The 24,874-nt window shown below is 72.5% G+C and carries 22 protein-coding genes; 8 read left to right on the top strand and 14 right to left on the bottom strand.

Going from position 1 to position 24,874, the window contains the following annotated elements; translation table 11 throughout:
* Positions 1–94: 94 nt before the first annotated feature.
* Positions 95–2,329 carry an acetate--CoA ligase family protein gene (locus IG86_RS0135990; protein WP_030833577.1) on the top strand — a complete coding sequence of 745 codons (2,235 nt, stop codon included), beginning with the start codon at positions 95–97 and terminating at the stop codon, positions 2,327–2,329.
* Positions 2,330–2,416: 87 nt separating this feature from the next.
* The gene (locus tag IG86_RS0135985; protein WP_030902475.1) at positions 2,417–3,253 is read left to right on the top strand and encodes an enoyl-CoA hydratase/isomerase family protein; all 837 of its coding nucleotides are present in this window, start codon (positions 2,417–2,419) and stop codon (positions 3,251–3,253) included.
* Positions 3,254–3,272: 19 nt separating this feature from the next.
* Here the strand turns inward: IG86_RS0135985 and IG86_RS0135980 are convergent, their stop codons facing one another.
* Positions 3,273–4,061, bottom strand: coding sequence for a VOC family protein (locus tag IG86_RS0135980; RefSeq protein ID WP_030833571.1), 789 nt, complete (start codon positions 4,059–4,061; stop codon positions 3,273–3,275).
* Positions 4,062–4,155: 94 nt separating this feature from the next.
* Positions 4,156–5,094 carry a hypothetical protein gene (locus IG86_RS40380; protein ID WP_157854977.1) on the bottom strand — a complete coding sequence of 313 codons (939 nt, stop codon included), beginning with the start codon at positions 5,092–5,094 and terminating at the stop codon, positions 4,156–4,158.
* 127 nt (positions 5,095–5,221) lie between these two features.
* Here IG86_RS40380 and IG86_RS0135970 point away from each other — a divergent pair, with 127 nt between their 5' ends.
* Positions 5,222–5,845 (top strand): flavin reductase family protein, encoded by a 624-nt coding sequence (locus IG86_RS0135970; RefSeq protein ID WP_030833565.1) that lies wholly within the window; start codon positions 5,222–5,224, stop codon positions 5,843–5,845.
* Positions 5,846–5,917: 72 nt separating this feature from the next.
* Here the strand turns inward: IG86_RS0135970 and IG86_RS0135965 are convergent, their stop codons facing one another.
* From IG86_RS0135965 to IG86_RS0135955, 3 genes are read right to left on the bottom strand one after another with little or no spacing between them, the layout of a single operon-like run.
* A complete protein-coding gene (locus tag IG86_RS0135965) occupies positions 5,918–6,985 on the bottom strand; it encodes a Zn-dependent alcohol dehydrogenase (protein ID WP_030902471.1) in 1,068 nt (355 codons plus the stop codon).
* Positions 6,982–8,196, bottom strand: a complete 1,215-nt coding sequence (locus tag IG86_RS0135960) for an acyl-CoA dehydrogenase family protein (RefSeq protein WP_030902470.1) — start codon at positions 8,194–8,196, stop codon at positions 6,982–6,984. The genes IG86_RS0135965 and IG86_RS0135960 overlap by 4 nt, the downstream gene beginning before the upstream one ends.
* A gap of 15 nt (positions 8,197–8,211) precedes the next feature.
* Entirely contained in the window at positions 8,212–9,132 is a 921-nt protein-coding gene (locus tag IG86_RS0135955; RefSeq protein WP_030833555.1) for an SDR family NAD(P)-dependent oxidoreductase, read from the bottom strand.
* Positions 9,133–9,257: 125 nt separating this feature from the next.
* Here IG86_RS0135955 and IG86_RS0135950 point away from each other — a divergent pair, with 125 nt between their 5' ends.
* Both IG86_RS0135950 and IG86_RS43360 read left to right on the top strand, forming a co-directional pair.
* Positions 9,258–10,184: a cyclase family protein gene (locus IG86_RS0135950; protein WP_030833552.1), complete on the top strand. Its 927-nt coding sequence runs from the start codon at positions 9,258–9,260 to the stop codon at positions 10,182–10,184.
* A gap of 142 nt (positions 10,185–10,326) precedes the next feature.
* Complete coding sequence (locus IG86_RS43360; protein ID WP_045937331.1) at positions 10,327–11,049, top strand: hypothetical protein; 723 nt, start codon at positions 10,327–10,329, stop codon at positions 11,047–11,049.
* Between the two features lie 220 nt (positions 11,050–11,269).
* Here the strand turns inward: IG86_RS43360 and IG86_RS0135940 are convergent, their stop codons facing one another.
* From IG86_RS0135940 to IG86_RS0135925, 4 genes are all read right to left on the bottom strand, one after another.
* Positions 11,270–11,758, bottom strand: coding sequence for an ATP-binding protein (locus tag IG86_RS0135940; protein WP_030833550.1), 489 nt, complete (start codon positions 11,756–11,758; stop codon positions 11,270–11,272).
* A 378-nt stretch (positions 11,759–12,136) separates the two neighbouring features.
* Entirely contained in the window at positions 12,137–13,048 is a 912-nt protein-coding gene (locus IG86_RS0135935; protein ID WP_030902469.1) for an acyl-CoA dehydrogenase family protein, read from the bottom strand.
* A 5-nt stretch (positions 13,049–13,053) separates the two neighbouring features.
* Positions 13,054–14,211, bottom strand: a complete 1,158-nt coding sequence (locus tag IG86_RS0135930; protein ID WP_030902468.1) for an acyl-CoA dehydrogenase — start codon at positions 14,209–14,211, stop codon at positions 13,054–13,056.
* The gene (locus tag IG86_RS0135925) at positions 14,211–15,425 is read right to left on the bottom strand and encodes an amidohydrolase family protein (RefSeq protein ID WP_030833542.1); all 1,215 of its coding nucleotides are present in this window, start codon (positions 15,423–15,425) and stop codon (positions 14,211–14,213) included. The genes IG86_RS0135930 and IG86_RS0135925 overlap by 1 nt, the downstream gene beginning before the upstream one ends.
* Before the next feature lie 169 nt (positions 15,426–15,594).
* On the opposite strand from IG86_RS0135925, the gene IG86_RS0135920 reads away from it, so the two are divergent.
* Positions 15,595–17,148 (top strand): AMP-binding protein, encoded by a 1,554-nt coding sequence (locus IG86_RS0135920; RefSeq protein WP_030902467.1) that lies wholly within the window; start codon positions 15,595–15,597, stop codon positions 17,146–17,148.
* Positions 17,149–17,645: 497 nt separating this feature from the next.
* On the opposite strand, the gene IG86_RS0135915 is transcribed toward IG86_RS0135920, so the two are convergent.
* Positions 17,646–18,899, bottom strand: a complete 1,254-nt coding sequence (locus IG86_RS0135915; protein ID WP_030902466.1) for a zf-HC2 domain-containing protein — start codon at positions 18,897–18,899, stop codon at positions 17,646–17,648.
* A complete protein-coding gene (locus IG86_RS0135910) occupies positions 18,896–19,474 on the bottom strand; it encodes a sigma-70 family RNA polymerase sigma factor (protein ID WP_030666174.1) in 579 nt (192 codons plus the stop codon). Before IG86_RS0135910 ends, IG86_RS0135915 begins: the two co-directional genes overlap by 4 nt.
* 300 nt (positions 19,475–19,774) lie before the next feature.
* Between IG86_RS0135910 and IG86_RS0135905 the strand changes: the two genes are divergently transcribed.
* Positions 19,775–20,293 carry an EF-hand domain-containing protein gene (locus IG86_RS0135905; RefSeq protein ID WP_030666172.1) on the top strand — a complete coding sequence of 173 codons (519 nt, stop codon included), beginning with the start codon at positions 19,775–19,777 and terminating at the stop codon, positions 20,291–20,293.
* Positions 20,294–20,666: 373 nt separating this feature from the next.
* Here IG86_RS0135905 and purU read toward each other — a convergent pair whose 3' ends face one another.
* Together purU and IG86_RS0135895 are read right to left on the bottom strand one after the other, a co-directional pair.
* The gene (gene purU / locus IG86_RS0135900) at positions 20,667–21,551 is read right to left on the bottom strand and encodes a formyltetrahydrofolate deformylase (RefSeq protein ID WP_030666169.1); all 885 of its coding nucleotides are present in this window, start codon (positions 21,549–21,551) and stop codon (positions 20,667–20,669) included.
* 14 nt (positions 21,552–21,565) lie between these two features.
* A complete protein-coding gene (locus IG86_RS0135895; protein ID WP_030902465.1) occupies positions 21,566–22,012 on the bottom strand; it encodes an SCO4402 family protein in 447 nt (148 codons plus the stop codon).
* A 196-nt stretch (positions 22,013–22,208) separates the two neighbouring features.
* On the opposite strand from IG86_RS0135895, the gene IG86_RS0135890 reads away from it, so the two are divergent.
* Positions 22,209–23,498 (top strand): ABC transporter substrate-binding protein, encoded by a 1,290-nt coding sequence (locus IG86_RS0135890; protein WP_030902463.1) that lies wholly within the window; start codon positions 22,209–22,211, stop codon positions 23,496–23,498.
* Between the two features lie 12 nt (positions 23,499–23,510).
* Here the strand turns inward: IG86_RS0135890 and IG86_RS0135885 are convergent, their stop codons facing one another.
* A complete protein-coding gene (locus IG86_RS0135885) occupies positions 23,511–24,785 on the bottom strand; it encodes a hypothetical protein (RefSeq protein WP_051785602.1) in 1,275 nt (424 codons plus the stop codon).
* Between the last annotated feature and the right edge of the window lie 89 nt (positions 24,786–24,874).

Raw genomic sequence — 24,874 nt, 5'->3', positions numbered from 1 at the left:
AGCCCTGTTCCTGACGGCACGTCAGTTCAGTAATCTGACTGCACGTCAGTTATCGAGTTCCATCGAGGTTCATCGAGCAGGAGCGGGCGGAACGATGCTTGGATCTACTCACGGCACCCTCACCACCGACTTCCGCGCACGAGTCGAGGCCTGCGGGGAGACCCCCAGGGCGGCCGTCCACTCGTCGGCGGCCCCCTCCGCCGACGACGCGGTCCCCGTGGACGTCAGCGGACGGCCGCTGCACGCCGACGTACCCGACCTGGACCGGTTCTTCCGGCCCGAGTCCGTGGCCGTCATCGGCGCCTCCGACGCCGAGGGCAGACCCAACACCGGCATCACCCGCCAGCTCATCGCCTGGGCGGAGCGCGTCGGCGCCCGGATCCACCCCGTGCACCCCAGCCGCACCACCGTCTTCGGGCTGGCCTGCCACGCGTCCGTGGCCGAGCTGCCCGAACAGGTGGACCTCGCCGTCCTGCTGGTCTCCGACCCGCTGCCCGTCATCGAGGAACTCGCCGACACCAAGGTGAAGTTCGCCGTCGCCTTCGCCTCCGGCTTCGCGGAGACCGGCGGGGCCGGAGCCGCCGCCCAGGAACGCCTCGCCGCCGCCGTCCGGCGCTCCGGCCTGCGCCTGCTGGGACCCAACACCAACCTCAACGCCTTCGAGGAGTTCCGCGACGACCTCGACGGCCCGGCGATCGCCCTGATCACCCAGTCCGGCCACCAGGGCCGACCCCTCTACACCCTCCAGGAACTGGGCATCCGGCTGTCCCACTGGGCACCCACCGGCAACGAGGCCGACCTGGAGACCTCCGACTTCATCTCCTACTTCGCCGAGCGGCCCGAGGTCGGCGCCATAGCCTGCTACGTCGAGGGCCTCAAGGACGGCCGGTCCTTCCTCCTCGCCGCCGACCGGGCCGCCCGCAACGGCGTCCCCGTCGTCGCCGTCAAGGTCGGCCGCACCGAGACCGGCGCCCGCACGGCCGCCTCCCACACCGGGAAGCTGACCGGCGCCGACACCGTCGTGGACGCCGCCATGCGCCAGTTCGGCGTCATCCGCGTCGACGGCCTCGACGAGCTCCAGGACACGGCCGCCCTCCTTGCCCGGGCTCGCAGGCCCAAGGCCGACGGCGTCGTCGTGTACTCCATCTCCGGCGGCACCGGCGCCCACTTCTCCGACCTGGCCACCGAGGCGGGCCTGACCCTGCCCGCCCTCTCGCAGGCCAAGCAGGACGAACTCCACCAGTGGATCCCGCCGTACCTGAACGTCGCCAACCCCGTCGACAACGGCGGCCACCCGGTCGGCGACTGGCGCGGCCGGAAAATCATCGACGCGATCCTCGCCGACCCTGAAGTGGGCGTCCTGATCTGCCCGATCACCGGCCCCTTCCCCCCGATGAGCGACAAGCTCGCCCAGGACCTGGTGGACGCGGCCGAGCAGACCGACAAGCTGATCTGCGTGATCTGGGGCTCCCCCGTCGGCACCGAGGACGCCTACCGCACCACCCTCCTCGGTTCATCCCGCGTGGCCACCTTCCGCACCTTCGGCAACTGCATCACCGCCGTACGCGCCTACCTCGGCCACCACCGCTTCACCGCCGGCTACCGCTCCCCCTTCGAGGACGCGCCCCGCACGCCGTCACCCTCGTACCGCAAGGCGCAGGCCCTCATGCGGCCGGGACAGCAGCTCAGCGAGCACGCCGCGAAGCAGCTCCTGCGCGCCTACGGGATACGCGTGCCCCGCGAGCAGCTGGTGACGAGCGCGGCGGCGGCGGTCCGCGCGGCCGGGCTGGTCGGCTACCCGGTGGTGATGAAAGCCTCCGGCCCGCAGCTGGGCCACAAGACCGAACTCGGCCTGGTGAAGATCGGCCTGACCTCCGCGAGCCAGATCCGCGACGCCTACCGGGAGCTGACCGACATCGCCCGCTACGAGAACGTCCCGCTCGACGGGATCCTGGTCTGCCAGATGGTGGAACGCGGCGTGGAGATGGTCGTCGGGGTCACCCAGGACGACCTCTTCGGCCCGACCGTCACCGTCGGGCTGGGCGGCGTCCTCGTCGAGGTCCTGCACGACGCGGCGGTCCGCGTCCCGCCGTTCGGCGAGGACCAGGCCCGCGCGATGCTCACGGAGCTGCGCGGCCATGCCCTCCTGGAGGGCGTCCGGGGGGCGCCCCCGGCCGACGTGGACGCGCTGGTGGAGGTCATCCTCCGGATCCAGCGCATGGCCCTGGAGTTCGGCGACGAACTCTCCGAGCTGGACATCAACCCCCTGATGGTGCTCCCCCGGGGCCAGGGCGCGGTCGCCCTGGACGCCCTGGCCATCTGCCGCTGACCCCACGGGGCGCCGCCGCCTCCGTTGCCGGGCCCCGCCCGGCGTTCGAGGGCACGGCCGCGACCACCGACCACGAACGGAGCCCCCGTGCCCACCGCCCCCGAGGACACCGTCCTGCACCGCACCGAGAACAGCGTCTCCTGGATCACCCTCAACCGCCCCGAGGCCATGAACGCCGTCACCTGGGCCCAGCGTGAACGCGTCATCGCGCTGCTCGCCGACGCCTCCGCCGACCCCGCGGTGCGGGCGGTCGTCCTCACCGCCACGGGCAAGGGCTTCTGCGCCGGCGCCGATCTGCGCGGCGGTCCCGCGACCGGCTCCACGACCGGCCCCGCGACCGGCCCCGGCGGCGGCGATCGCGTCGCCGGGGACGTGGCCCGCACGATCCGCCTCGGCGCGCAGCGCCTGATCACCGCGGTCCTCGACTGCGAGAAGCCGGTGCTCGCCGCCGTCAACGGCACGGCCGCCGGCATCGGTTCGCACCTCGCCCTCGCCTGCGATCTCGTCATCGCCGCCGAAGGGGCCCGCTTCATCGAGGTGTTCGTGCGCCGCGGCCTGGTTCCCGACGGCGGCGGCGCGTACCTGCTGCCCCGCCTGGTGGGCCCGCAGAAGGCGAAGGAGCTGATGTTCTTCGGTGACGCCGTCCCGGCGGCCGAGGCCGCACGGCTCGGCCTGGTCAACAAGGTGGTGGCGGCCGAGGAGCTCCAGGACACCGCCCGGGAGTGGGCCGAGCGGCTCGCCCAGGGCCCCACGCGGGCCCTCGCCATGACGAAGCAGCTGGTCAACGCCTCCCTGGACGGCGACCGGGCGGCCGCACTGGCCGCCGAGGCCACCGCTCAGGAGATCAACATGACCACGGCCGACGCGAACGAGGGCGTGGCGAGCTTCGTGGAGCGCCGCACGCCCAAGTACCTCGGCCGCTGACCGCGGCCCCTTCGGCGGGCTACATCCGCGGGTCGGGCTTCAGCAGGGCGAAGACCGCGCCGGAGGGGTCCGCGAGCCAGCCGATCCGCCCGACGTCCGGTACGTCGGCGGCGGGCATGAGGACGGTGCCGCCGTTGTCCCGGGCCCGGGCGATGGTGGCGTCGACGTCCGCCACGTGGAAGTAGGGCACCCAGCGCGCCTCCTGGCCGTCGCCCGCGCCCTCGCCGAGCGGGGCGACCCCGCCGAAGGAGGCGTCCTCCTGGTCGCCGTCGGCGGTGCTCAGGACCCGGTAGGTCATCCCGGGCGTCTGCATCTCGGCGTGCCGCCACCCGAACAGTCCGGCGTAGAAGGCGATGTCCGCGACCGGGTCCGGTACGTGCAGCTCCGCCCACACCAGGGTGTTCTCGGCGGAGGCCACCCCGAAGCCCTCGGTGTTCCCGGGCTGCCAGCAGGCGAACTCGGCGCCCTGCGGGTCGGTGTACTGCGCCAGCCACCCCTCTCCCATGACGTCCATGGGTTCCATCCGCACCGTCCCGCCACCGGCCCGGACGGCCTCCGTGGTGGCCCGGATGTCGGGGGTCATGAAGTGGTGCATCCAGGCCGAACGGGCGCCCTCCTCGGTGAGCGGCCCGAGCGCGGCGACGGTCTTGTCGTCCTGCCGGAAGAAGCCGTACCCGCCCGCCTCGGGGCCGGCGGAGACGAACTCCCAGCCGAAGACGGCCCCGTAGAACGCGGCGGCCGCGCCGGTGTCGGGACTGCCGAGGTCGAGCCAGTTGGGTGATCCGGTACGGAAGTCGGTGCCGAGCATGTGCCCTCCGGGGTACGGCGGCGGTACGGGTCGCAGCCACGATGCCGAGCCTCCTCCCCCGGCCGGGCCCGCGGAGCCGCCCGCCCGGCCGGATTCACCCGTGCGGGTGCGTCGCCGTGGCCGCGCCGGTGCGGCGCAGGATCCGCAGGTCCCCGGTGTCCGGGTCGCCGATCCACTGGAAGAGCTCGGGACGCGCCGCGGTGCCTGACACCTCCCAGGTCTCTCCCCATCGGGAACAGCCGGGTACGTCGATCTCCACGCCGGCCCGCGTGCCGTACCGGGGGTCCTCCGCCCGTGCCGTCCAGGTTCCGGTGCCGGTGCAGGCGGCACCGTTGCCGCCGAAGCCGCTCGCCTTCACGCGTTCGACGGCGGCTCCTCCGCCCTCGTACAGCCGGATCACCTCATCGCCCTCCCCGCGCCACTCACCGACGTATGCGGCGCGTTCCAGGCTCGGCGGCTCGTAGGTGTCGAAGGCACCGGCGTCGCTCATGCCGCTCACGGCCGCCAGGGCCACGAGGACGAGCACGGGAGTGGCAACACTCGTCCTGGCCACCACCGTGCCGGGCCGTGTTCCCGCCCTGAGCGCCAGATGGGCCACCAGCAGCGGCGGCACACCGATGCCCGCGATCCAGGCCAGGGCGCTCGCGTACGGGGCTCCGGCGCACCGAACCACCAGGGCGGACGCGGCCGACGCCGACAGGAGCCAGGCCACCGCGGCCACGCCCCGGCCGGTCCGCCGGGCCAGGGCGAGGGCCGGCCGGGTGAACACGACGGCGTGCAGGACACCGAGGCAGAGGAGCACCGGGACGGACACTCCCGACACGATCACGAACCCGAAGAGCACGCCCGCTCCCCAGCCTCTCTGGCCATAGCTGTCGCCGGAGCCGGGCAGGGCGACCAGAAAGGTCAGGGCGACGATCGCCTCCCCGGCGAACACGGCCTCCGCACCCGGTGCCGACGACCACCACGAAGCCTGTTCCTCCTCGGGACCGCATGCCGTCCGCGCCACCGCACCCACCCCCCGCTTGAACATGTTCAACACTCTGACTCCGGACCCTACACCCTCCCTTGAACGTGTTCAATCAAGGTCGAAACCCGTACCACCCTTCCAATCTGACGAACCGTCAGCTTCAATCGGAGATGTGATGGGACATGCAGGGATGGCGGCCACCGTCGTCCGATACCTCAGGTCAGTCGGCTCCCCCACCTCCGCCCCGGCGCAGCGGGAACCCGAGTCCGTCGACGCCCTGCCGCGTCCCGACCTGCGGGCCGTCGGCGAGGACGAGCGCGCGCCGGTCGGCCCCGCCGAATTCCGGGCGGTGCTGGGGAACTTCGCGAGCGGGGTCACGGTCATCACCGCGCCGCCCGGCGAGGACGGGGACGGGGACGGGCCGGCCGGCTTCGCCTGCCAGTCCTTCGCCTCGCTCTCCCTGGACCCGCCCCTGGTCACCTTCATGGTGGCCCGCACCTCGACGACCTGGCCCCGGATCGCCCGCGCCGGGGTGTTCTGCGTCAACATCCTCGGGGCCGAACAGGGTGAGCTGTGCCGGTCCTTCGCCGTCAGCGGCGCCGACAAGTTCTCCGGAGTGACCCACACCCCGGCCCCGGTCACCGGTTCACCGCAGCTCGACGCCGTGCCCGCCTGGATCGACTGCCGGATCCACGCCGTCCACACCGGCGGGGACCACCTCATCGTCGTGGGCCGGGTCGTGGCCATGGGCGCGGCCGGGGAAGGCGATCCGCTGCTCTTCCACAAGGGCCGCTTCGGCCGCCTCGCCGACTGAGGGTGCTGCCCAACCGACGACTGCCGGTCCACCCCCGGGGGGCGGACCGGCAGTCGTCGTACCGGACGCGGATCAGAAGGTGAGCACCCCGCGCGCCACCCGCCCGTGGTGGGCGTCGTCGACGGCCTTGGCGAAGTCCTCGACCGGATAGACCTCGGTCACCAGCTCGTCCAGCAGCAGCCTGCCCTGCCGGTAGAGCTCCGCGTACAGCGCGATGTCGCGCTGCGGGCGCGAGGACCCGTACCGGCAACCCATGATCGTCTTGTCGAGGTACATCGACGAGACGAGGAAGGACGCCTCCTCCTTGAAGCCGGGCACGCCCAGCAGCACCGCCTGGCCGTGCCGGTCGAGGAGGTCGACGGCCTGGCGGATCAGCTTGACGTTGCCCACGCACTCGAAGGCGTGGTCCGCACCGGTCGGCAGGATCTCGCGCACCGCCGCCGACGAGTCGGCCACCGCGGACGCGTCGATGAAGTGCGTGGCCCCGAACTGCCGGGCCACCGCATCCTTCGCCGGATTCGCGTCCACCGCCACGATCGTCGCGGCCCCCGCGATCCGGGCACCCTGGAGGACGTTCAGCCCGATGCCACCGGTGCCGATGACCACCACCGTCTCGCCGTTGTCGACGCGCGCCCGGTTGAGGACCGCCCCCACCCCGGTCAGCACCCCGCAGCCGATGAGCGCCGCCGACGTCAGCGGGATGTCGGCGGGGATCTTCACCGCCTGCACGGCCTTGACGATCGTCCGCTCCGCGAAGGCGGAGTTCGACGCGAACTGGAAGAGGGGCTTGCCGCCCCGCGAGAACGGCTGTCCCGGCATCCCGATCGCCTTGCGGCACATCGTCGGCCGGCCCCGGTCGCAGTCCGCGCACGCCCCGCAGTTGGCCAGCGTGGACAGCGACACGTGATCGCCGGGCACCACGTGCGTGACGCCCTCGCCGACTGCCTCCACGACCCCCGCGCCCTCGTGCCCCAGCACCACCGGCGGCGGGAACGGGATCGTCCCGTCCATCACCGACAGGTCGCTGTGGCACAGGCCCGCCGCCCGGATCGCGACCAGTACCTCCCCCGGCCCCGGATCCCGGATCTCCAGGTCGTCGACCACCTGGGCCTGCTTGCCGTCGAACACGACGCCTCTCACCTGGACTCCTTAGGCAGGCCGAGCACGCGCTCGGCGATGATGTTGCGCTGGATCTCGTCCGAACCGCCGTAGATCGTGTCGGCGCGGGTGAACAGGAACAGGCGCTGCTCCTCGTCGAGTCCGAGCTCGTACGGCAGGTCCGGCGCCCACTGCGCGGGCCCGGCAGCGGCCGCGGCCCCCCGCACCTCCACCGCCAGCTCCCCGAGCCGCCGGTGCCAGCCGCCCCAGAGCAGCTTGGCCACGCTCGGCGCGCCCGGATCCCCCTGCGCGCCCAGGGTCCGCAGCGCGTTCCACCGCATGGTGCGCAGCTCGGCCCACTGCCGTACGAGGCGGTCGCGGACCACCGGGTCGGCCGGCGCGCCGGAAGCCTTCGCCGACGCCGCGTACAGCCCGAGGACCCGTTCCAGCTCGGCCGCGAAGCCGATCTGCTGGACCAGTGTCGAGACGCCCCGCTCCAGGGCGAGCAGGCCCATGGCCACGGTCCAGCCGTCGCCCTCGCCGCCCACGACCTCCGCCGCCACCGCCCCGTCGAAGAACACCTCGTTGAACTCCGAGGTCCCCGACATCTGCCGGATCGGCCGGACCTCCACGCGGCCCGGCTGGTCCATCCGTACGAGCAGGAAGGACAGCCCCCGGTGGCGCCGCGATCCGGGCTCGGTGCGGGCCAGGACGAAGCACCAGTCGGCGTCGCGGGCGAGGGAGGTCCAGATCTTCTGCCCGGTGACGCGGAACAGCCCGTCGGCCGGGTCGCGCACGGCGGCCGTGCGGATGCCCGCGAGGTCGGAGCCGGCGCCCGGCTCGCTGTAGCCCTGGCACCACAGCTCCTCGCCGCGCGCGACGGCGGGCAGGAAGCGCCGCTGCTGCTCCTGGCTGCCGTAGGCGATGAGGGTGGGCGCGAGGAGGTTCTCCCCGATGTGCCCGACCCGGCCGGGGGCGCGCAGCGCCGCGTACTCCTCGGCCCACACCACCTGCCCGGTCAGCGAGAGCCGCCGCTGCCCGTACGCCCCTTCCGGGGCCTGCCAGCCCTGCCCGATCCAGCCGCCGCGGCCCAGTTCCCGCTCCCAGGCCCGCCGGGCCTGCACCCCCTCGTGCTCGCTGCCCGGCCCGCCGAGGCCGACGGCCTGCGCGTAGGGGCCCACGAGGTGCTCCGTCAGCCACGCCCGGGCCCGGGTGCGCAGCTCCTCGTCCTCGGCCCCGAAGCTGAAGTCCACGCCGCTCCCCCCTCGTCAGGCGTTGGGGCGGTCCTTGGCGGCCGCCGCCCTGGCCATGGCCTCCAGCTGCGCCAGCATCGGCATCGGGTCGGTGCCGACCGTCCCGGGCAGGAAGTCGGCGATCTTCTCCGGGGTCCAGGAGCCCTCGGCGTATCCGGCGCGCAGCTCGCGCGGCTGCGCCCACACGGCGATCTTCGGGCCGGCGATCGTGTAGACCTGTCCGGTGATCCGCTCGCCGCCGACGGCCACGGCCTTGTCGGAGAGCAGGTAGGTGACGAGCGCCGCGACGTCCTCGGGCTCGCCGATCTCCTTCAGTTCCATGGGGACGTTCGCGGACATGCGGGTACGGGCGACGGGTGCGACGGCGTTGGCGGTGACCCCGTACTTGGCGAGGCCCAGGGCGGCGGAGCGGACGAGGGAGATGATCCCGCCCTTGGCGGCGCTGTAGTTGGCCTGGGCGACCGAACCCTGGTGGTTGCCGCTGGTGAAGCCGATCAGCGTGCCCGATCCCTGGCGGCGCATGACGGCGGAGGCGGCGCGGAAGACGGTGAAGGTGCCCTTGAGGTGGGTGGCGACCACCGGGTCCCACTCCTGCTCGGACATGTTGAACAGCATCCGCTCGCGCAGGATGCCGGCCACGCAGACGACCCCGTCGATGCGCCCGTACCGGGCGAGCGCGACGTCGACGATGCGCTGGCCGCCCGCCATGGTGGAGATGTCGTCGGCGACGGCGACGGCCTCCCCGCCGGCGGCCTGTATCTCCTTCACGACGCCGTCGGCGATCTCGCTCGTGGGCTCTCCGCCCTCGATGCCGACGCCGTAGTCGTTGACGACGACCTTGGCGCCCTCGGCGGCCGCGGCGAGTGCCACGGCCCGTCCGATGCCCCGGCCGGCGCCGGTGACGGCGACGACCTTGCCTGCCAAGAAGTTCCCCACGTCGGCCCCTTCCCGCGTTTTCTGACGGACCGTTAGATTCTATGGGTAGTCAGATGCACCTGCACAAGCCCCCGTTACCGCATCCACATCCGCATCCGCATCCATGCGAGGAGCTGTCGACGCCCATGACCCTGCCCGCCGAGTTCCACGACATCGCCAAGCGCGTCAACAACTGGGGACGCTGGGGCGCCGACGACGAGATCGGCACCCTGAACCTGATCACCGACGAGGTGGTGCGGAGTGCGGCCGCCGAGATCCGCAGCGGCCGCCGCATCCCCCTGGCGCTGCCGCTCAAGGAGGACGGCGTCCAGGTCGGCATGATCCCCGGCCGGATCAACCCGCTGCACACGATGGTGCAGATCAACCAGGAGCTCTTCGGGCCGGGCACCGTGGCGTGCAGCGACGACGCCGTCAGCATGGGCCTGCAGGCGGGCACCCACTGGGACGCCCTCACCCACGTCTCGCACTCGGGCCGGATCTACAACGGCCGCCCCGCCGGCACCATCACCGCCCACGGCCGGGCCGAGTTCAGCGGCATCGACAAGGCCACCCCCATCGTCTCGCGCGGGGTGCTCCTCGACGTGGCCCGCGCGAAGGGACTGGACCGTCTGCCGGGCGATCACGCGGTGACCCCGGCGGACCTGGCGGAGGCCGAGGAGTTCGGCCGGGTCACCGTCCGCGCCGGCGACGTCGTCCTGGTCCGCACCGGCCAGATCCAGGTCTACCTGGCGGGCGACAAGCACGGCTACGGCTTCCCGTCGCCCGGGCTGTCCGTCCGCACCCCGGAGTGGTTCCACGCGCGGGACGTGGCGGCCGTCGCGAACGACACCCTGACCTTCGAGATCTTCCCGCCGGAGATCGAGAACCTGTGGCTGCCGGTCCACGCCCTCGACCTGGTGGAGATGGGCATGCACCAGGGCCAGAACTGGGACCTCGAAAAACTGTCCACAGCCTGTGCAGAAGAGAACCGGTACGCCTTCCTCCTCTCCGCCATGCCCGAGCCCTTCGTGGGCGGCACCGGCACCCCCGTGGCCCCGGTGGCCGTCCTCTGAGACCCGTCCCCGCAGGTGGCGAGGGGCGGGGCGACCCCGGCGGCCCGGGCGCCACACCGGGTGGAACCATGTTGTGTCCATGACGCGTCACCGTTCTCGCGTCACCCCCCGCTCCTCACCACCCTCAGCACTGGAGAAGCGCATGTCCAACCCGTACCAGGCGTCCCCGCCCCCGCCGCAGCCGCCGCCGTTCACCCCGGGGGCCCCGCAGCGGCGCGGGAGCAACAAGTTCGTCGTCTTCCTGGTCCTGGCCCTGGTCGTCGGCGGGGCCTACGGCGCCTCCAAGGTGCTCGGCGCGGACAAGGGCAAGTCGTCCACCTCCACCTCCGCCTCCGCCTCCCCCTCCGCCAAGCCCACGGCGAAGGACCCCGGGTCCCCCGAGTCCTCCTCCGACACCTCCAGCGCCTGGAAGGTCGGCGACTGCGGTGGACCCGACGCCTCCAAGGGCGCCGACGCCTACAAGCGGACGGGCTGCTCCGACTCCGGCGCAAGCTTCAAGGCGATCGACATCAAGGAAGCCAGCATCCTGCCGGGCTCCATCCAGTGCCCCGCGGGCACCGACGTGATGATCGAGGTGAGCATCTCCTACAACGGCGGCAAGTCGAGCGGTATCCCCACCAACACGGTCTGCGGCCGCAACCTGTCCAACGAACACCCCGGCGACGCCGGCGCCGGCGGCGGCCAGCTCGTCAAGGGCGACTGCGTGACCTCGCAGGCCAAGGAGGTCCCCTGCGGCGGCTCGGGCGCGCTCAAGGTCCTCGGCCTGGTCAAGACGAAGGAAGAGTGCCCCTCCGGCACCACCGATCCGATCCGTCTGACCATCTCGGTGGGCCGTCCCTACGACGTGATCTGCACCGACGGCTGACCTCCGCCCGGCGCCCGCCGCGCTCCGCCACCCGGACCGCCGGGCCGCGGAGCGCGCCGCGGTGTGCTGCGGGTGGCGGCGGCGCGCATGCACGCCCCGAGCGCGGCACGGCAGCCGCCACCCCGCGACCCGCACTCGTCAAGGCGTGTCCTTGGCGTCCCCTCGCGTCGAATCGCTCCACACCAGGGTGATCAACAGGTGACGAACCGTCAACACCTCGTTAGAGGTACAAGCGCGGTTCCCGCACGGGAGTGTGAACTTCCGGCGTGCAGCACGAGGCGTCCGCCGAGGCACCGCCCGTCGCGGCGTCCGACTCCGCCTTCCGCGCGCGGTCGATCTCGCACCAGATCCGCTTGCCCGCGCCCTCGCGCTGCCAGCCCCACCGGTCGGCCAGGCCGTCCACCAGCTCCAGGCCGCGCCCGCCCGTGTCCTCTCCGCAGGCCTGCCGGCGGGCCGGCGCCCGGTCGCTCGCGTCGGCCACTTCGACACGCACCCCCGGCCCCCCGAACAGCATGCGCAGCACGGCCGGACAGCCCGTGTGCACGACCGCGTTCGTGACCAGCTCGGAGATCAGCAGGATCAGCGTCTCGGCGAGCGGCTCGTCGTCCCCTATGCCGGACCCCGCCAGCCGCGACCGCGCCCACCGGCGGGCCCGGCCGACCTCGGCGGGATCCGCGCCTACCTCCAACTGAACCTGAAGCACCTGCACCGCTCACACCATCCGAACCGGCGGACACTTCGCCTCGCGACGGGGCGGGGTCACCAACCGTGACCCCCTTGCGTAGCAGCATGGTTGACGTACAGTCACCACAACAAGCGCTTCGGGCATATTCCCGCGCGAATGAGTAGGCGTGGTGCATACTGTGCGACGCTCCCGCCGCTCAATCGCTCGCATTCGTCGGAGCGTACCGGAGCAGGCCCCTGACTCCGGGCCGTAATGGGGCGGGCGAAGGACACAAAGCGATATCAACTCTCTGTAATCGGACATGCGTCCCGCGGTGTTCCTCCCGTACCCCTCTCGCCCCACCCGTCACACCGCGCAGGACCGCCCACCCGGGGCCGGACCGCCCCACCCGGGGCCGGCGGGCTACCCCGCCGAGTCCAGCAGCTCCTCCGCGAGCAGCTCCTCCGCCTCCGCCGCCGTCCGCCACTGCTCGGCCCGCACCCAGGCCCGCTTCAGGTGCAGGTGCACGTCCGCCTCCCACGTGAAGCCCATCCCGCCGTGCACCTGCAGGCAGTCCCGGGCGTTGTCGACGGCGGCCCCGTCCGCCAGCAGCTTCGCCGCGGCCACCTCCCCCGCCCCGCCCGTCACCGCCGCCGCGTACACCGCCGTACGGGCCACCTCCGCCCGCACCAGCATCTGCGCGCACAGGTGCTTGACCGCCTGGAACGCCCCGATCGGCTGCCCGAACTGCTCGCGCTCGCCCGCGTGGCGCACCGCCAGCTCCACCGTCCGCAGCGCGCTCCCGACCTGGAGCGCGGCCGTCAGCAGCGCCCCCTCCGCCACGTACGCGCCGACGTCACCGCGCCGCGGAACCCGGTGCGGCGCAACCCGGTGCAGCGGCGTCAGCGGGTCCGCCGCGCGCACCGGCTCGCCGTCCGGCAGCCCGGCCGCGCCGAGCACCGCGTCCGCCTCCCCCAGGTGGGCGACCAGGTCACCGCCCAGGTCGAAGGCGGTCACCACCGCCGTCCCCGCCGCGGCCCCCGGCACCACCCCGGCGGCCAGGTGCGTCGCCACCAGCGGCCCCGGCACCAGGGCCCGCCCGGCCTCCTCGAAGACGAGCACCGCCTCCGGCAGCCCCAGCCCCACACCGCCCTCGGACTCCGGCAGCCGCAGCGCGAAGAAGCCCGCCTCGCCCAGCTCCCGCCACAGCCCGCGGTCCACCGCGACGCCCGTGTCCACCGAGGCGCGCAGCGCCTCCCGCCCGTACCGGCCCGCCAGCAAGGCCCGTACGCCCGCCCGCAGAGCCCGCTGGTCCTCCGTCGGCCGGAAGTCCATCCCGCTCACCGGCCCTTCGGGAGGCCGAGGATCCGCTCGGCGACGATGTTCCGCTGGATCTGCGAGGTGCCCGCCGCGATCGTGTACGAGAGGGAGGAGAGCCGGTCCAGGGTCCACTCCTCCTCCAGGGACAGGGACGCGGCCCCGAGGACCTCCGCCGCCGCGTCGTACAGCTCCTGGCGGGCGTGCGAGTAGGCCAGCTTGAAGACCGAGCCGCCGATGCCGGGGACCCCGCCCGCCGACCGCTCGGCCTCGCTCACGTTCCACTGCGTCAGCCGCCACAGCGCGCCGAACTCGCCGTACAGCCTGCCCAGCCGGCGCCGCAGCGCCGGGTCGTCCCAGCGGCCGTTCGCCTTCGCCGTACGGGCCAGCTCGCCCAGGGTCCGGCGGCAGGCGACGACCTCGCCGACGAAGGCGGTGCCCCGCTCGAAGGACAGGGTGACCATGGTGACGCGCCAGCCGTCGTTCTCCGCGCCCACCCGGTCGGCGACCGGGACCCGCACCTCGTCGAGGAACACCTCGGCGAACTCCGTCGACCCGGCGAGCGTGCGCAGCGGCCGTACGGTCACCCCCGGCGCGTCCATCGGCATGGCCAGCCAGGAGATCCCGCGGTGCTTGGGGGCCTCGGGGTCCGTGCGTACGAGCAGCTCGCACCAGTCGGCGACCTCCGCGTGCGAGGTCCAGATCTTCGACCCGGTGATCACGTAGTCGTCGCCGTCTCGGACCGCGCGCGTGCGCAGGGAGGCCAGGTCGGAGCCGGCGTCCGGCTCGCTGAAGCCCTGGCACCACACCTCGTCGCCGCGCAGTACGGGCGGCAGCCAGCGCGCCCGCTGCGCGGCCGTGCCCTCGGCGGCGATGGTCGGGCCGGCGTGCAGCAGCCCGACGAAGTTCGCGCCGACGTACGGGGCGCCGGCGCGCTCGGTCTCCTCCAGGAAGATCAGGTGCTGGGTCGGGGTGGCGCCGCGGCCGCCCGCGTCCACGGGCCAGTGCAGCCCGGCGTACCCGGCCTCGTACAGCCTGCGCTGCCAGCCCAGGTCGTAGGCGCGCCGGCCCGGCCAGTCGTCCGGGGACGGCCGGGCGGGCAGCTCGGGGAGGGTCTTGGCGAGCCACTCGCGCAGCCGCGCCCGGAAGTCCCGCTCCTCGTCGGTGTACGTCAGGTCCATCAGCGGCCCGTGCCCTTGCTGCGGTCCTTGTCCATGTCGAGGCCGAGCATGCGGATGGCATTGCCGCGCATCAGCTTGTAGACCGTCTCCTCGTCCAGCCCCCGCACATGGTCGAGGGCGACCTCCTTGGTGTGCGGGAAGGTCGAGTCCACGTGCGGGTAGTCGGTCTCGAAGGTCGCGTTGTCGCGGCCGACGACGTCGAGCGAGGCGATGCCGTGCTTGTCGCGGAAGAAGCAGCAGAACATCTGCCGGTAGTAGTAGGTCGACGGCGGCTCGGGGATCAGGTCGCGCACTCCGCCCCAGGCCCGGTGCTCCTCCCACACGTCGTCCGCGCGTTCCAGGGCGTACGGGATCCAGCCCATCTGCCCCTCGCTGTAGGCCAGCTTGAGCGTCGGGAACTTCACGAGCACCCCGCTGAAGAGGAAGTCCATCATCGAGGCCATGGCGTTGTTGAAGCTGAGCGACGCCTGTACGGCGGGCGGCGCGTCCGGGGAGGCCGCGGGCATCTGCGAGCTGGACCCGATGTGCATGTTGACCACCGTGCCCGTCTCCTGGCAGACGGCGAAGAAGGGGTCCCAGTAGCCGGAGTGGATCGACGGCAGCCCCAGGTAGGTCGGGATCTCGGAGAAGGTCACGGCGCGCACCCCGCGGGCGGCGTTGCGCCGGATCTCGGCCACCGCCAGGTCGATGTCCCACAGCGGGATGATGCACAGCGGGATCAGCCGGCCGCCGCTGTCGCCGCACCACTCCTCGACCATCCAGTCGTTGTAGGCGCGCACGCAGGCGAGCGCGACCTCCTTGTCGTGCGCCTCGGCGAAGGTCTGACCGCAAAAGCGCGGGAAGGTCGGGAAGCACAGGGAGGCCTCGACGTGGTTGAGGTCCATGTCGGCGAGGCGCGCCTTGGGGTCCCAGCACCCCTGGCGCATCTCCTCGCGGGTGATCCCCTCCAGCGTCATGTCGTCGCGGTCGAAGCCGACGGCGGCGATGTTGCGCTTGTACGGGAACTTCAGGTCCTCGTAGATCCACCAGTCGGTCGGGGGGCCGTCCGGGTCCATGGAGATCACGTACTTGCCGCCCGTGTACTGGAGCTCGCCGATGCCGGCCGTGAGCGCCTTGGGGCCGCGGTCGCGGTACTTGGCGGGCAGCCAGACGTCGAACAGGTGCGCGGGCTCGATCACATGGTCGTCGACGCTGATGATCCGAGGCAGTTCCATGGGCTCCCCAATCCGGTGCCAATCCCGTGCCGATCCCGTGCCGATCTGATGGATCGTCAGAAACAAGCTAGCCCCGCCACCCCTGGACCGACAAGCGTCGGCGCTCTACGCTCTGCGCCAGATCTGACTAACCGTCAGTTATTGGCCGATGGCCGAAGAGAGGTCTGGGATGACGGACACCGCGACCGCGACAGAACTGAGCCGCTCCCGCACCCTGTGGGAACTCATCACCCGCCGGGCCGCACTCACCCCGGACACCCCCGTCCTGATCGAAGCCGCCGAAGACCCCACCGCCGACCGCACGCTCACCTTCGGAGAACTGCGCGACCGCTCCGAACGCGTCGCCGCGGGTCTGTACGACATGGGCGTGCGCCCCGGCACCGTCGTCGCCTGGCAGCTCCCCACGCGCATCGAGACCGTACTGCTCTGCGTCGCCCTCGCCCGGATCGGCGCCGTCCAGACCCCCGTCATCCCCTTCTACCGCGACCGCGAGGTCGGTTTCGCACTCCGCGAGGCCAAGGCCGACTTCCTCGCGATACCCGGAGTGTGGCGGGGCCACGACTACCCCGCCATGGCCCGGCGGCTCGGCGCCCGCGGCGTCTTCGAGGCCTACGCCTCCCTCCCCGACGGCGACCCGGCCGTACTGCCCCCGCCGCCCGCCTCCGGCACCGACGTCCGCTGGATCTACTGGACCTCCGGCACCACCTCCGACCCCAAGGGCGTCCTGCACACCGACCGCTCCCTCATCGCCGGCGGCTCCTGCCTCGCCCACGCCCTGCACCTGACCCCGTCCGACGTCGGCTCGATGGCCTTCCCCTACGCCCACATAGCCGGCCCGGACTACACCGTGATGCTGCTGCTCTACGGCTTCCCCGCCGTCCTCTTCGAGAAGTTCGCGATGCCGGACGCCCTGGACGGCTACCGCCGCCACGGGGTCACCGTCGCCGGCGGATCCACCGCCTTCTACTCCATGTTCCTCACCGAACAGCGCAAGGCCCCGGACGTCCCCCTCATCCCCACCCTCCGCCTCCTCGCGGGCGGCGGCGCCCCCAAGCCGCCCGAGATCTACCACGCCGTGGTCCGCGAACTCGGCTGCCAGCTCACCCACGGCTACGGCATGACCGAAGTCCCCATGATCACCATGGGCGCCCCGGACGACACCACCGAGCACCTCGCCACCACCGAGGGCCGGCCCCCGGAGGGCATGTCCATCCGCATCACCACCCCCGCCGGCACCCTGCTCCCCGCGGGCACCGACGGCGAGGTGCGCCTGCGCGGCGAGGCGGTCTGCCAGGGCTACCTGGGCCGGGACCGGTCCGCCGAGGTCTTCGACCACGACGGCTACCTGATCACCGGCGACCTCGGCCACCTGACCCACGACGGCTACCTGGTCCTCACCGGCCGCAGCAAGGACGTCATCATCCGCAAGGGCGAGAACATCTCCGCCAAGGAGATCGAAGACCTCCTCCACCGCCTCCCGGGCGTCGCGGACGTAGCGGTCATCGGCCTCCCGGACCAGATCCGCGGCGAACGCGTCTGCGCGGTGATCGAACAACCCGAGGGAGCCGCCCCCCTCACCCTCCCCCAACTCACGGCCTATCTCCGCACGGAAGGCCTGGCCACCCACAAACTCCCGGAACAACTGGAACTCCTGACCCCCCTCCCCCGCAACGAAGCCCTCCGCAAGGTCCTGAAATACAAACTGCGCGAGCGATACGCGTAGGGGGGCGGGGCCACTGGGCGACCTGTGCGGCCTATGACCGGCCTCAGACGGACCGCAGACGCGTGGTGCAGGAGCGCGTAGCGATCGATGGCGGCTTATGCCCAGCCACAGGGGTTCGCGGACGCCCTCGTGCAGGAGCGCGTGGCGATTTGGGGCGCCCCGGGCTCCGCCCGGGCATCTGCGACGCCCCGTCTCATGATCGATGCCCGGCCCGTTCCTTCGGGGGCTTCCCGGCTGTCCTCGTATGTCCGGGGCGGGACGGGCGGTCAAGGGTGGCCGAAGGCCATCGCGAAGCGACGCGACCGCAGGGAGCGCCCTTGAGGGGCCGGCACGGCCCGGAGAGACGATGGGACTGACGGGAAACCCCCAAACCATCCCTGATCCCGCCCGAGTGGATCGGCCTCACCGAAACCCCGCCCAGCCGGCCACCGGCTTCCGCTCCACCGCCGCCGGGGGCGGGGCCCCCGCCCCCGCCCCCGCGCCCCGCCCCGTACCCCCTACAAGCGGCTCAGGGAGGCCGCCGCGAACAGGACGTCGCGGATCGCCTCGCGGTCGCCGTGCTGGCCGACCGCCGCGTCCTCCGGCGAGATGTGGCCGGCCGCCAGCTGGCAGAACTCGATGCCGTCCAGGGCGATCTCCGCCACCGTGCGTTCCACCGACGGCTTCGCCCCCGGCGAGTCCAGCGCGATGTCCCAGCCGCCACCACCCGCGCCCTCGATCTCCAGGTGCAGGGTCCGCCCGGGCGCTCCCGCCGCGACCAGGCCGCGCGCCGGGGCCGCCAGGCCCGCGCGTCGCCGCTGCGCGAGTGCGCCCGGCAGCATCCGCGCCGCCAGGTCGATCATCCGGTGCAGGTGCGGCCCGGACGGCGGCTCGTACGGGTAGTCCACCGCGTCCGCGATGTCCCACGCGTGCACCCAGCGCTCGAAGGCCCGCTCCAGGAAGGCGTCCCCGAGCGGCAGTGCGAAGCCGCCGTAGTCCACGGCGAGTTCGGCGACACCGCGCCCCGCGAAGGACACCGTACGGACCAGCGTGTGCCCCTGTTCCCGCCACGGCTCGCGCACCTGGCGCGTCGTCGGATACGACGACGCGCCCCAGAAGTACTCCGTCCGTACGGTCGGGCCGCCCGGCGGCGCCTCCGATCCCAGCGGATCGTCCAGCCCGAGCGCGGTGGCGATCAGCCCGTCGACCGTCAGGAGGTGGCCGATCACGCCGGCCACCGTGGTCCGCTGCGACCGGCGCCGTTCCTCCTCGAACCACTTCAGGCGTACCGGGGTGTGCCACTCGGAGTCGCCGAAGTCCTGCAGCAGCGCGTCGAGCCGCGCGGTCTCGGTGTCGTACGGGCTCGCCCACGCCGGCACCGGAATGCGGGCCGGCCGCTTGCCGAGGCAGTCCTCCAGCACGCGCGAGCGCAGCAGCGGTTTGAGGTCGAGGGTCTCCTCCGGGTGCAGCAGCCCGACCGCGTCGCGCAGCCGCAGCGCCTCCTCCGCGCAGGGAGCGCACTCGGTGAGGTGGTCCTCCACCGCCCGGGTCTCCTCGGCCGAGCAGGCGGCCAGCGCCCACGCGCCGAGCAGGGACTTCAGCACGGCGTGCGAGGGCGGCGGTGACGGCGGCGCCTGCGGCAGCGACAACGGCAGCGGCCGCGGCGCGTGTCCCGGGTCGAGGTCGTCGGCGGCCCCGCGCGGGCCCGGTATCCGGGCCTGGCCGCCGGGACGCTCGTATCCGTCGTCGGGCGACTGGGCGGGGCCGTTCATCGGGGTGTTCCGTATTCGCGCGGGCCGTAACCGGGCTGGGCGGCGTCCTCCTGCGGGAGGGCGTTGGCGGTCGACAGCAGCTGGAGCCCGAGCCGCAGCCTGCGGCGCGCCTCGTCCTCGCTGATCTGGAGGTCGGCGGCGGCCTGGCGGTAGTCGCGGCGCTTGAAGTACGCGAGTTCCAGCGCGGCGCGCAGCGGCGCGGGCATGGAGGTCACGATGTAGTCCGCGCGGGCGGCGGCGTTGGCGCTGCGCACCTTCTGCTCCAGCTCCTCGCGGGAGCCCCGGCCCAGTTCGGCCTGGCGCAGCCGGGCCACCGCCTGGCCCTGGGTGATGCGGGCCACCCAGGAGCGCATGGAGCCCTGCTTGGGGTCGTAGGCGTCCGGATTCTCCCAGATGTAGCCGAAGACCTCGCGGGTGATCCGGTCCGCCGCCTTCTCGTCGCCCAGCACCCGGTGCGCCAGGCTGTGCACGAGCGAGGCGAAGCGGTCGTAGAGCTCACCGAGCGCGGCGGCCTCGCCGCGGGCCAGGCGCTGCTGCATGCGGCGGTCCCAGCGCGGTGGTACGTCCTTCGGCATAAGTGCCCCCAGCCGTGTGTCGACGCATCGAATGTAGTGGGCACATGGCGGATCGCGCCTGTTTTGGACGAAGCTCCCCTCGGAAGTGGGCCCTGCGTGATAGGGGCGTTGCAGGGCGTGAACGGTGGTGCGGCCGAGGGCACATGGGTACACGCGTACGCGCCCCGCCGCGCTCCCCGTGCGCGGGTTCGATGCGGCCGCCTGCTTGACCGCTTCGCTTAACGTGCAGGCCAACTAGGCCTTACGCTCCTGCCTTGTCTTGATCTGAACCCCACGCAACGTGAAGGTGGAACGCCGCATATGGACAGCGCAGAATACGAGCGCAAGATCGCCGCCCGATTCGCCACCTTCGACCAGGACGGGTCCGGCTTCATCGACCGGGAGGACTTCAGCGCGGCCGCGAAGGCCGTCCTGGCCGAATTCGGTACCGCCGCACGGTCGGAGAAGGGCCAGGCCGTCTTCGGCGGCGCCGAGGCGTTCTGGCAGGGAATGGCCGGGATCGCGGACGTCGACGGGGACCAGCGGGTGTCCCGCGAGGAGTTCATCACCGGGGCGGCCAAGCGGCTGCGCGACAACCCGCAGCGGTTCGCGGAGATCGCGCGGCCGTTCCTGCGGGCCGTGATCGCGGTGGCGGACGAGGACGGCCTCGGCGCGACGCCGCCGGCCGCGGCCCGGGTGCTGCGCGTCCTCGGCACGGCGCCCGAGCTGGCCGAGCAGGTGGCGCTGGGCCTCGACACCGACGGCGACGGCCGCATCTCTGAGGACGAGATCCTGGCGGCCTTCGCCGGGTACTGCGGGGTGGAGGCCCCGGACGCGTAACGCCTACGGCGAGCTCGCACGAACCGGGTGGACCGCCCGAAGCCACGCCGCCCGCACAGCGGTGAAGGACAGGCGGCCCGACCTGGTGCTGCCGTGCGACCGGCCGAGGACGAGGAGCGGGACCAAGACCGGCACCAGGACCAGGACCAGGACCGGGGCGGGTCCCGCCGTCCCGCGCCCCGGCACACCACGGCCCCGGCCACGGCCCCGGCCCCGGCGAACCGCGGGCCGGGCGCAGACCGGTCACCGGCCGTGGGTCACGGGCCGTCGGTCACCGGCCGAACGCGCCGCGAGCCGCAGGCCCCGAACCGCGAGCCGGTCACGGCCGGGCCGGGCCGGGCCGGGGCGCGGCCCGTTCGACGTGAGGCGCCCGTCAGGCGAAGACCACCGTGCGGGAGCCGTTCAGCAGGACGCGGTGCTCGCTGTGCCACTTCACCGCGCGCGCGAGCGCCTGGCACTCGACGTCGCGGCCGACCGCCACCAGCTGGTCCGGGGTGACCTCGTGGCCCACCCGCTCGACCTCCTGCTCGATGATCGGCCCCTCGTCGAGGTCCGCCGTCACGTAGTGCGCGGTGGCGCCGATCAGCTTCACACCGCGCGCGTGCGCCTGGTGGTACGGCTTCGCGCCCTTGAAGCTCGGCAGGAACGAGTGGTGGATGTTGATGATCCGCCCGCTCAGCTCCTTGCAGAGGGTGTCGGACAGCACCTGCATGTACCGCGCCAGTACCACCAGCTCGACGTTCTCGGCGCGTACGAGTTCCAGCAGCTGCGCCTCGGCCTGGGCCTTCGTGTCCTTCGTGACCGGGATGTGCACGAACGGCACGTCGTACGAGGCGACCAGCTCGGCGAAGTCGGTGTGGTTGGAGACCACGGCCGCGATCTCGACCGGCAGGGCCCCGATCCGCGAGCGGAACAGCAGGTCGTTGAGGCAGTGCCCGAACTTGGACACCATCAGGATGATCCGCATGCGCTCCTCGGAGCGGTGGATCTCCCAGTCCATCTTGAAGGACTCGCCGATGGCGGCGAAGCTCGCCCGCAGCTTCTCCACCGTCACCGCAGGCTCGGCCTCGAAGTGCACCCGCATGAAGAAGAGCCCGGTCTCCCGGTCTCCGAACTGCTGGCTGTCCACGATGTTGCAGCCGGTCATGAACAAGTAGCTCGACACGGCGTGCACGATGCCCTGCTTGTCGGGGCAGGACACGGTCAGGACGTACTGGGGCTGCTGCTGGGCCTGGGCCTCGTTGTGCGGGTCGCTCATGACCGCACAGCCTTTCACACCGCGCGGGTGAGGATCTTCAATACTTCCAGCGAGGTGGGGCGTACGTCCGGGTCGTCCCCGTCGGCCTGCGCGAGCCGTACGTGCGCCTCGCGCGCGGCACGGACCGCCTCGGGCCACGCGTGGTGCTCCAGGTAGACGGAGACGGGGGCGTCGGGGCCGACCTGGTGGAGGATCCGGAGCACGCGCAGCACGGCGAGGTCGACGAGGGCCGCCTCCTGCGAGTCGCGGAAGATCGTGCCGACGTACTTCTCCGCCGACCAGCTGTCGAGCCACGTGTCCTCGACGAGCCGGTACACGGCGTCGGTGACGTCGCCGTACCCTTCGTCGCCGGCCAGCCAGGTGTCCTCGTGGAAGGCCGGGTCGGAAAGCATGTGCAGCGCCGAGCGCACGTTGCTGCGCCAGCGCCACCACGGCATGTCGTTCAGGGGCATGCCGCCCATGGTGGAGGAGCGGCCGCCGCGTTTGGAAGAGTTCTTCGAACCTTGGGCGAATGTCACGCTTTCGATCGTACGTTCCTGTTCAGTGCGATCTTGAAGCGCCTGCAAGTGACAGCACCCCCGTAATTCACCGCGACGTCACCCGATGTTGTGTCCATCTCACTCGACAGTTACCTGTGGGGCGGAATGGTGCATGGACATGACCATCTCGCGACGTGCAGCATCCCTCTCGCGCACCTTCGTGGCCACGGCGATGGGGGCCTGCCTCGTGGCCGGGTGCGGGACGCTACCCGGGGGCTCGGGGGGCTCCGGGGAAACGATCACCGTCATGACCTTCGCGCCGGAGGCGACCAAGGCCACGAACATGCCCGGCATGACCGGCATGGCCAAGGCCTACGAGCGCTGGGTGAACGCCAAGGGCGGCATCAACGGTCACAGGCTCCGGGTACTGACCTGCAACGAGAAGAACACGCCCAGCGGCGCCGCCGACTGCGCCCGCAAGGCCGTCGCCGAGAAGGCCGTCGCCGTCGTCGGCTCCTACAGCCAGCACGGACGCGCCTTCATGGCCCCGCTGGAGGCGGAGGGCATCCCGTTCATCGGCGGCTACGGAGTCTCCTCCGAGGAGTTCCAGTCCCCGCTCTCCTACCCCGTCAACGGCGGCCAGCCCGTCCTGATCGCCGGCGCCGGCCACCAGCTGAGCCGTGCCTGCAACCAGGTGGCCCTGGTCCGCCCCGACACCCTCGCGGGCGACACCCTGCCGGTCCTGCTCAACGCGGGACTGCGCGCCAACAAGATGGCCGACGCCTCCGACATCCGGGCCGCCGAGGACTCCGCCGACTTCAAGCCGCAGGCCGGCGAGGCGATCGCGCACACCACCGGCTCCGGCAAGGAGAAGGAAAAGGAGAAGGGCTGCGTCACCGCGGTCCTCGGCGAGCGCACCGAGACGTTCTTCGACGCCTTCCGCCGCACCGAGCCGCAGCGCAAGAAGCCGCAGATCTCCTCCGTGCTGGGCAGTGTCAGCCAGTCCCTGGTGGACCGCACGGGCGGCCGGGAGAGCCCCTTCGAGGGCGCGTACCTCACGAGCTGGTACCCGGTGGCGTCCGATCCCCTCTGGGAGCCGATGCGCAAGGTCGTCACCGACTTCGCCTTCGGCGACGACACCGTCGACCCCGACGACAGCGGGGCCCAGACCACCTGGATCGCGTACACGGTGCTCGGCGAGATCGTGAAGCGCTTCGACAAGGGCGAGAGCATCGACGCCCGCAAGATCAAGCGGTCGCTGAACGAGTCCCAGCCCGTGAAGACCGGCGGCCTCACCCCGGACCTGAGCTGGCGCTACCAGGACATGCGGGCCGTCGCCGGCTTCCCCCGCATCGTCAACGGCCAGGTCACCTTCCAGATCGTCCAGTCCGGGCGGCTCGTGGCGCAGCCGGGTGAGCAGCCCCTGGACATGACGCCGACGCTGGTACAGGCCCCGCGCACGGCCTGACGGGGCCGGAGGTCAGAGCTGGGACTTGTCGCGCTTGGTGAGTCCGTACTTGGCCGCGATCGTGTTCCACATGGTCGCGGCCGACTCCTTGGCCTTGGTCGCCTCGCCGCTCGACTTGTTGCCGTCGGAGGCGTTCTTGGTGGCCTTGGCCTTGCCGTCCTTGCACTTGTCGTCGTCGACGTCGTCCGCCCAGGCGGCGTAGCTGTTGTCGGCGTCCGCCGAGGCCTGCCAGGCCTTGGTCAGGGTGGCGGACAGCCTGGCGTGGTCGGGGAGCTTGTCGACCTTCAACTCCTGCAGGCGGGTGATCAGTTCCTCGCGCTGACGGGCCGCGTCGCGCAGGTCCGAGGACGCCTGGTCGAGGTTGGAACAGCCCTTGATGTCCTCCACGGCCTTGATCACCGAGGCGCGGCTGTCGTTGCTGTCCGCGAGGAGCTTGTCCAGCTGGACCGCCTGCGGGCGGGCCGGGTCGACCGGGGCCTCACCGGCGGGCGCGGCGGATCCGCCGCTCGCGGTCGGCGCGGCGGGGACGGCGCCGGGGTCGTTGTTCTGGGGCTTGCCGTCGCCGAGCAGCGATCCGACGCCGAGGCCGATGACGGCGAGGCCGATGACGACGGCGCCGATGATCGCGGGCGAGACCTTGCGGGTCGGCTCCGCCGGTGGGGGCGGGGGCGGGGCGTACTGCTGCTGCTGGTGCGGGTGTGGTTGCGGTTGCTGGGGCCGCTGCGGCGGCCGGCCGCGCAGGACGGGCTCCTGCACGGGCGGCAGGTGCTGGGTGTGACCGGCGGAGTCGTCTCCCCGGAAGAGGCCGTCGAAGCCCTCGACGGCGGAGGCGGCGGGGGCTGCCGGGCCTGCCGGGACCGGCGGGATGTACTGCGTCGCGGCTTCGCCGTGGTCGGCCGGTACGGGCGGTACGGGCGGTATGTACTGGGTCGCGGCCTCGTCGTGCCCGGGAGTCGCCGGGACGGGTGCGATGAACTGCGTCGCGGCCTCGGCGTGGTCGGGGGTCGCCGGGACGGGCGGGATGTACTGGGTGACGGCCTCGGGCAGCGGCGGATAGCCGTAGCCGTGCGGTGCGCCGGGGCCCTCGTAGCCGGGGCCGACCACGTGCCCGGGCTCGGACTGCGGTGCGGGGTAGGCCTGCGGGTAGCCGTAGGCGGCCCCGGGGTGCGGCTGCTGCGGCTGCTGCGGCTGCTCCGGCTGCTCCGGGTACGCCGGATACCCGGACGCCGGGTCCGGATCCCACGGGGCACCAGGTTGCGGCGCGCCCCCTTGTCCGCTCTGCGTCACCGGGACTCCTTCTCCGACTCGCCCGACCGTACGGAACCGTCCGGCAACGCTACCTGCTCGCGGGGCGGAGCGGGGGCGGGGTCCGGGGG

The sequence above is a fragment of the Streptomyces virginiae genome (genome assembly GCF_000720455.1).
Taxonomy (GTDB): Bacteria; Actinomycetota; Actinomycetes; order Streptomycetales; family Streptomycetaceae; genus Streptomyces; species Streptomyces virginiae.
This window is presented reverse-complemented; position numbering and strand designations above follow the sequence as displayed.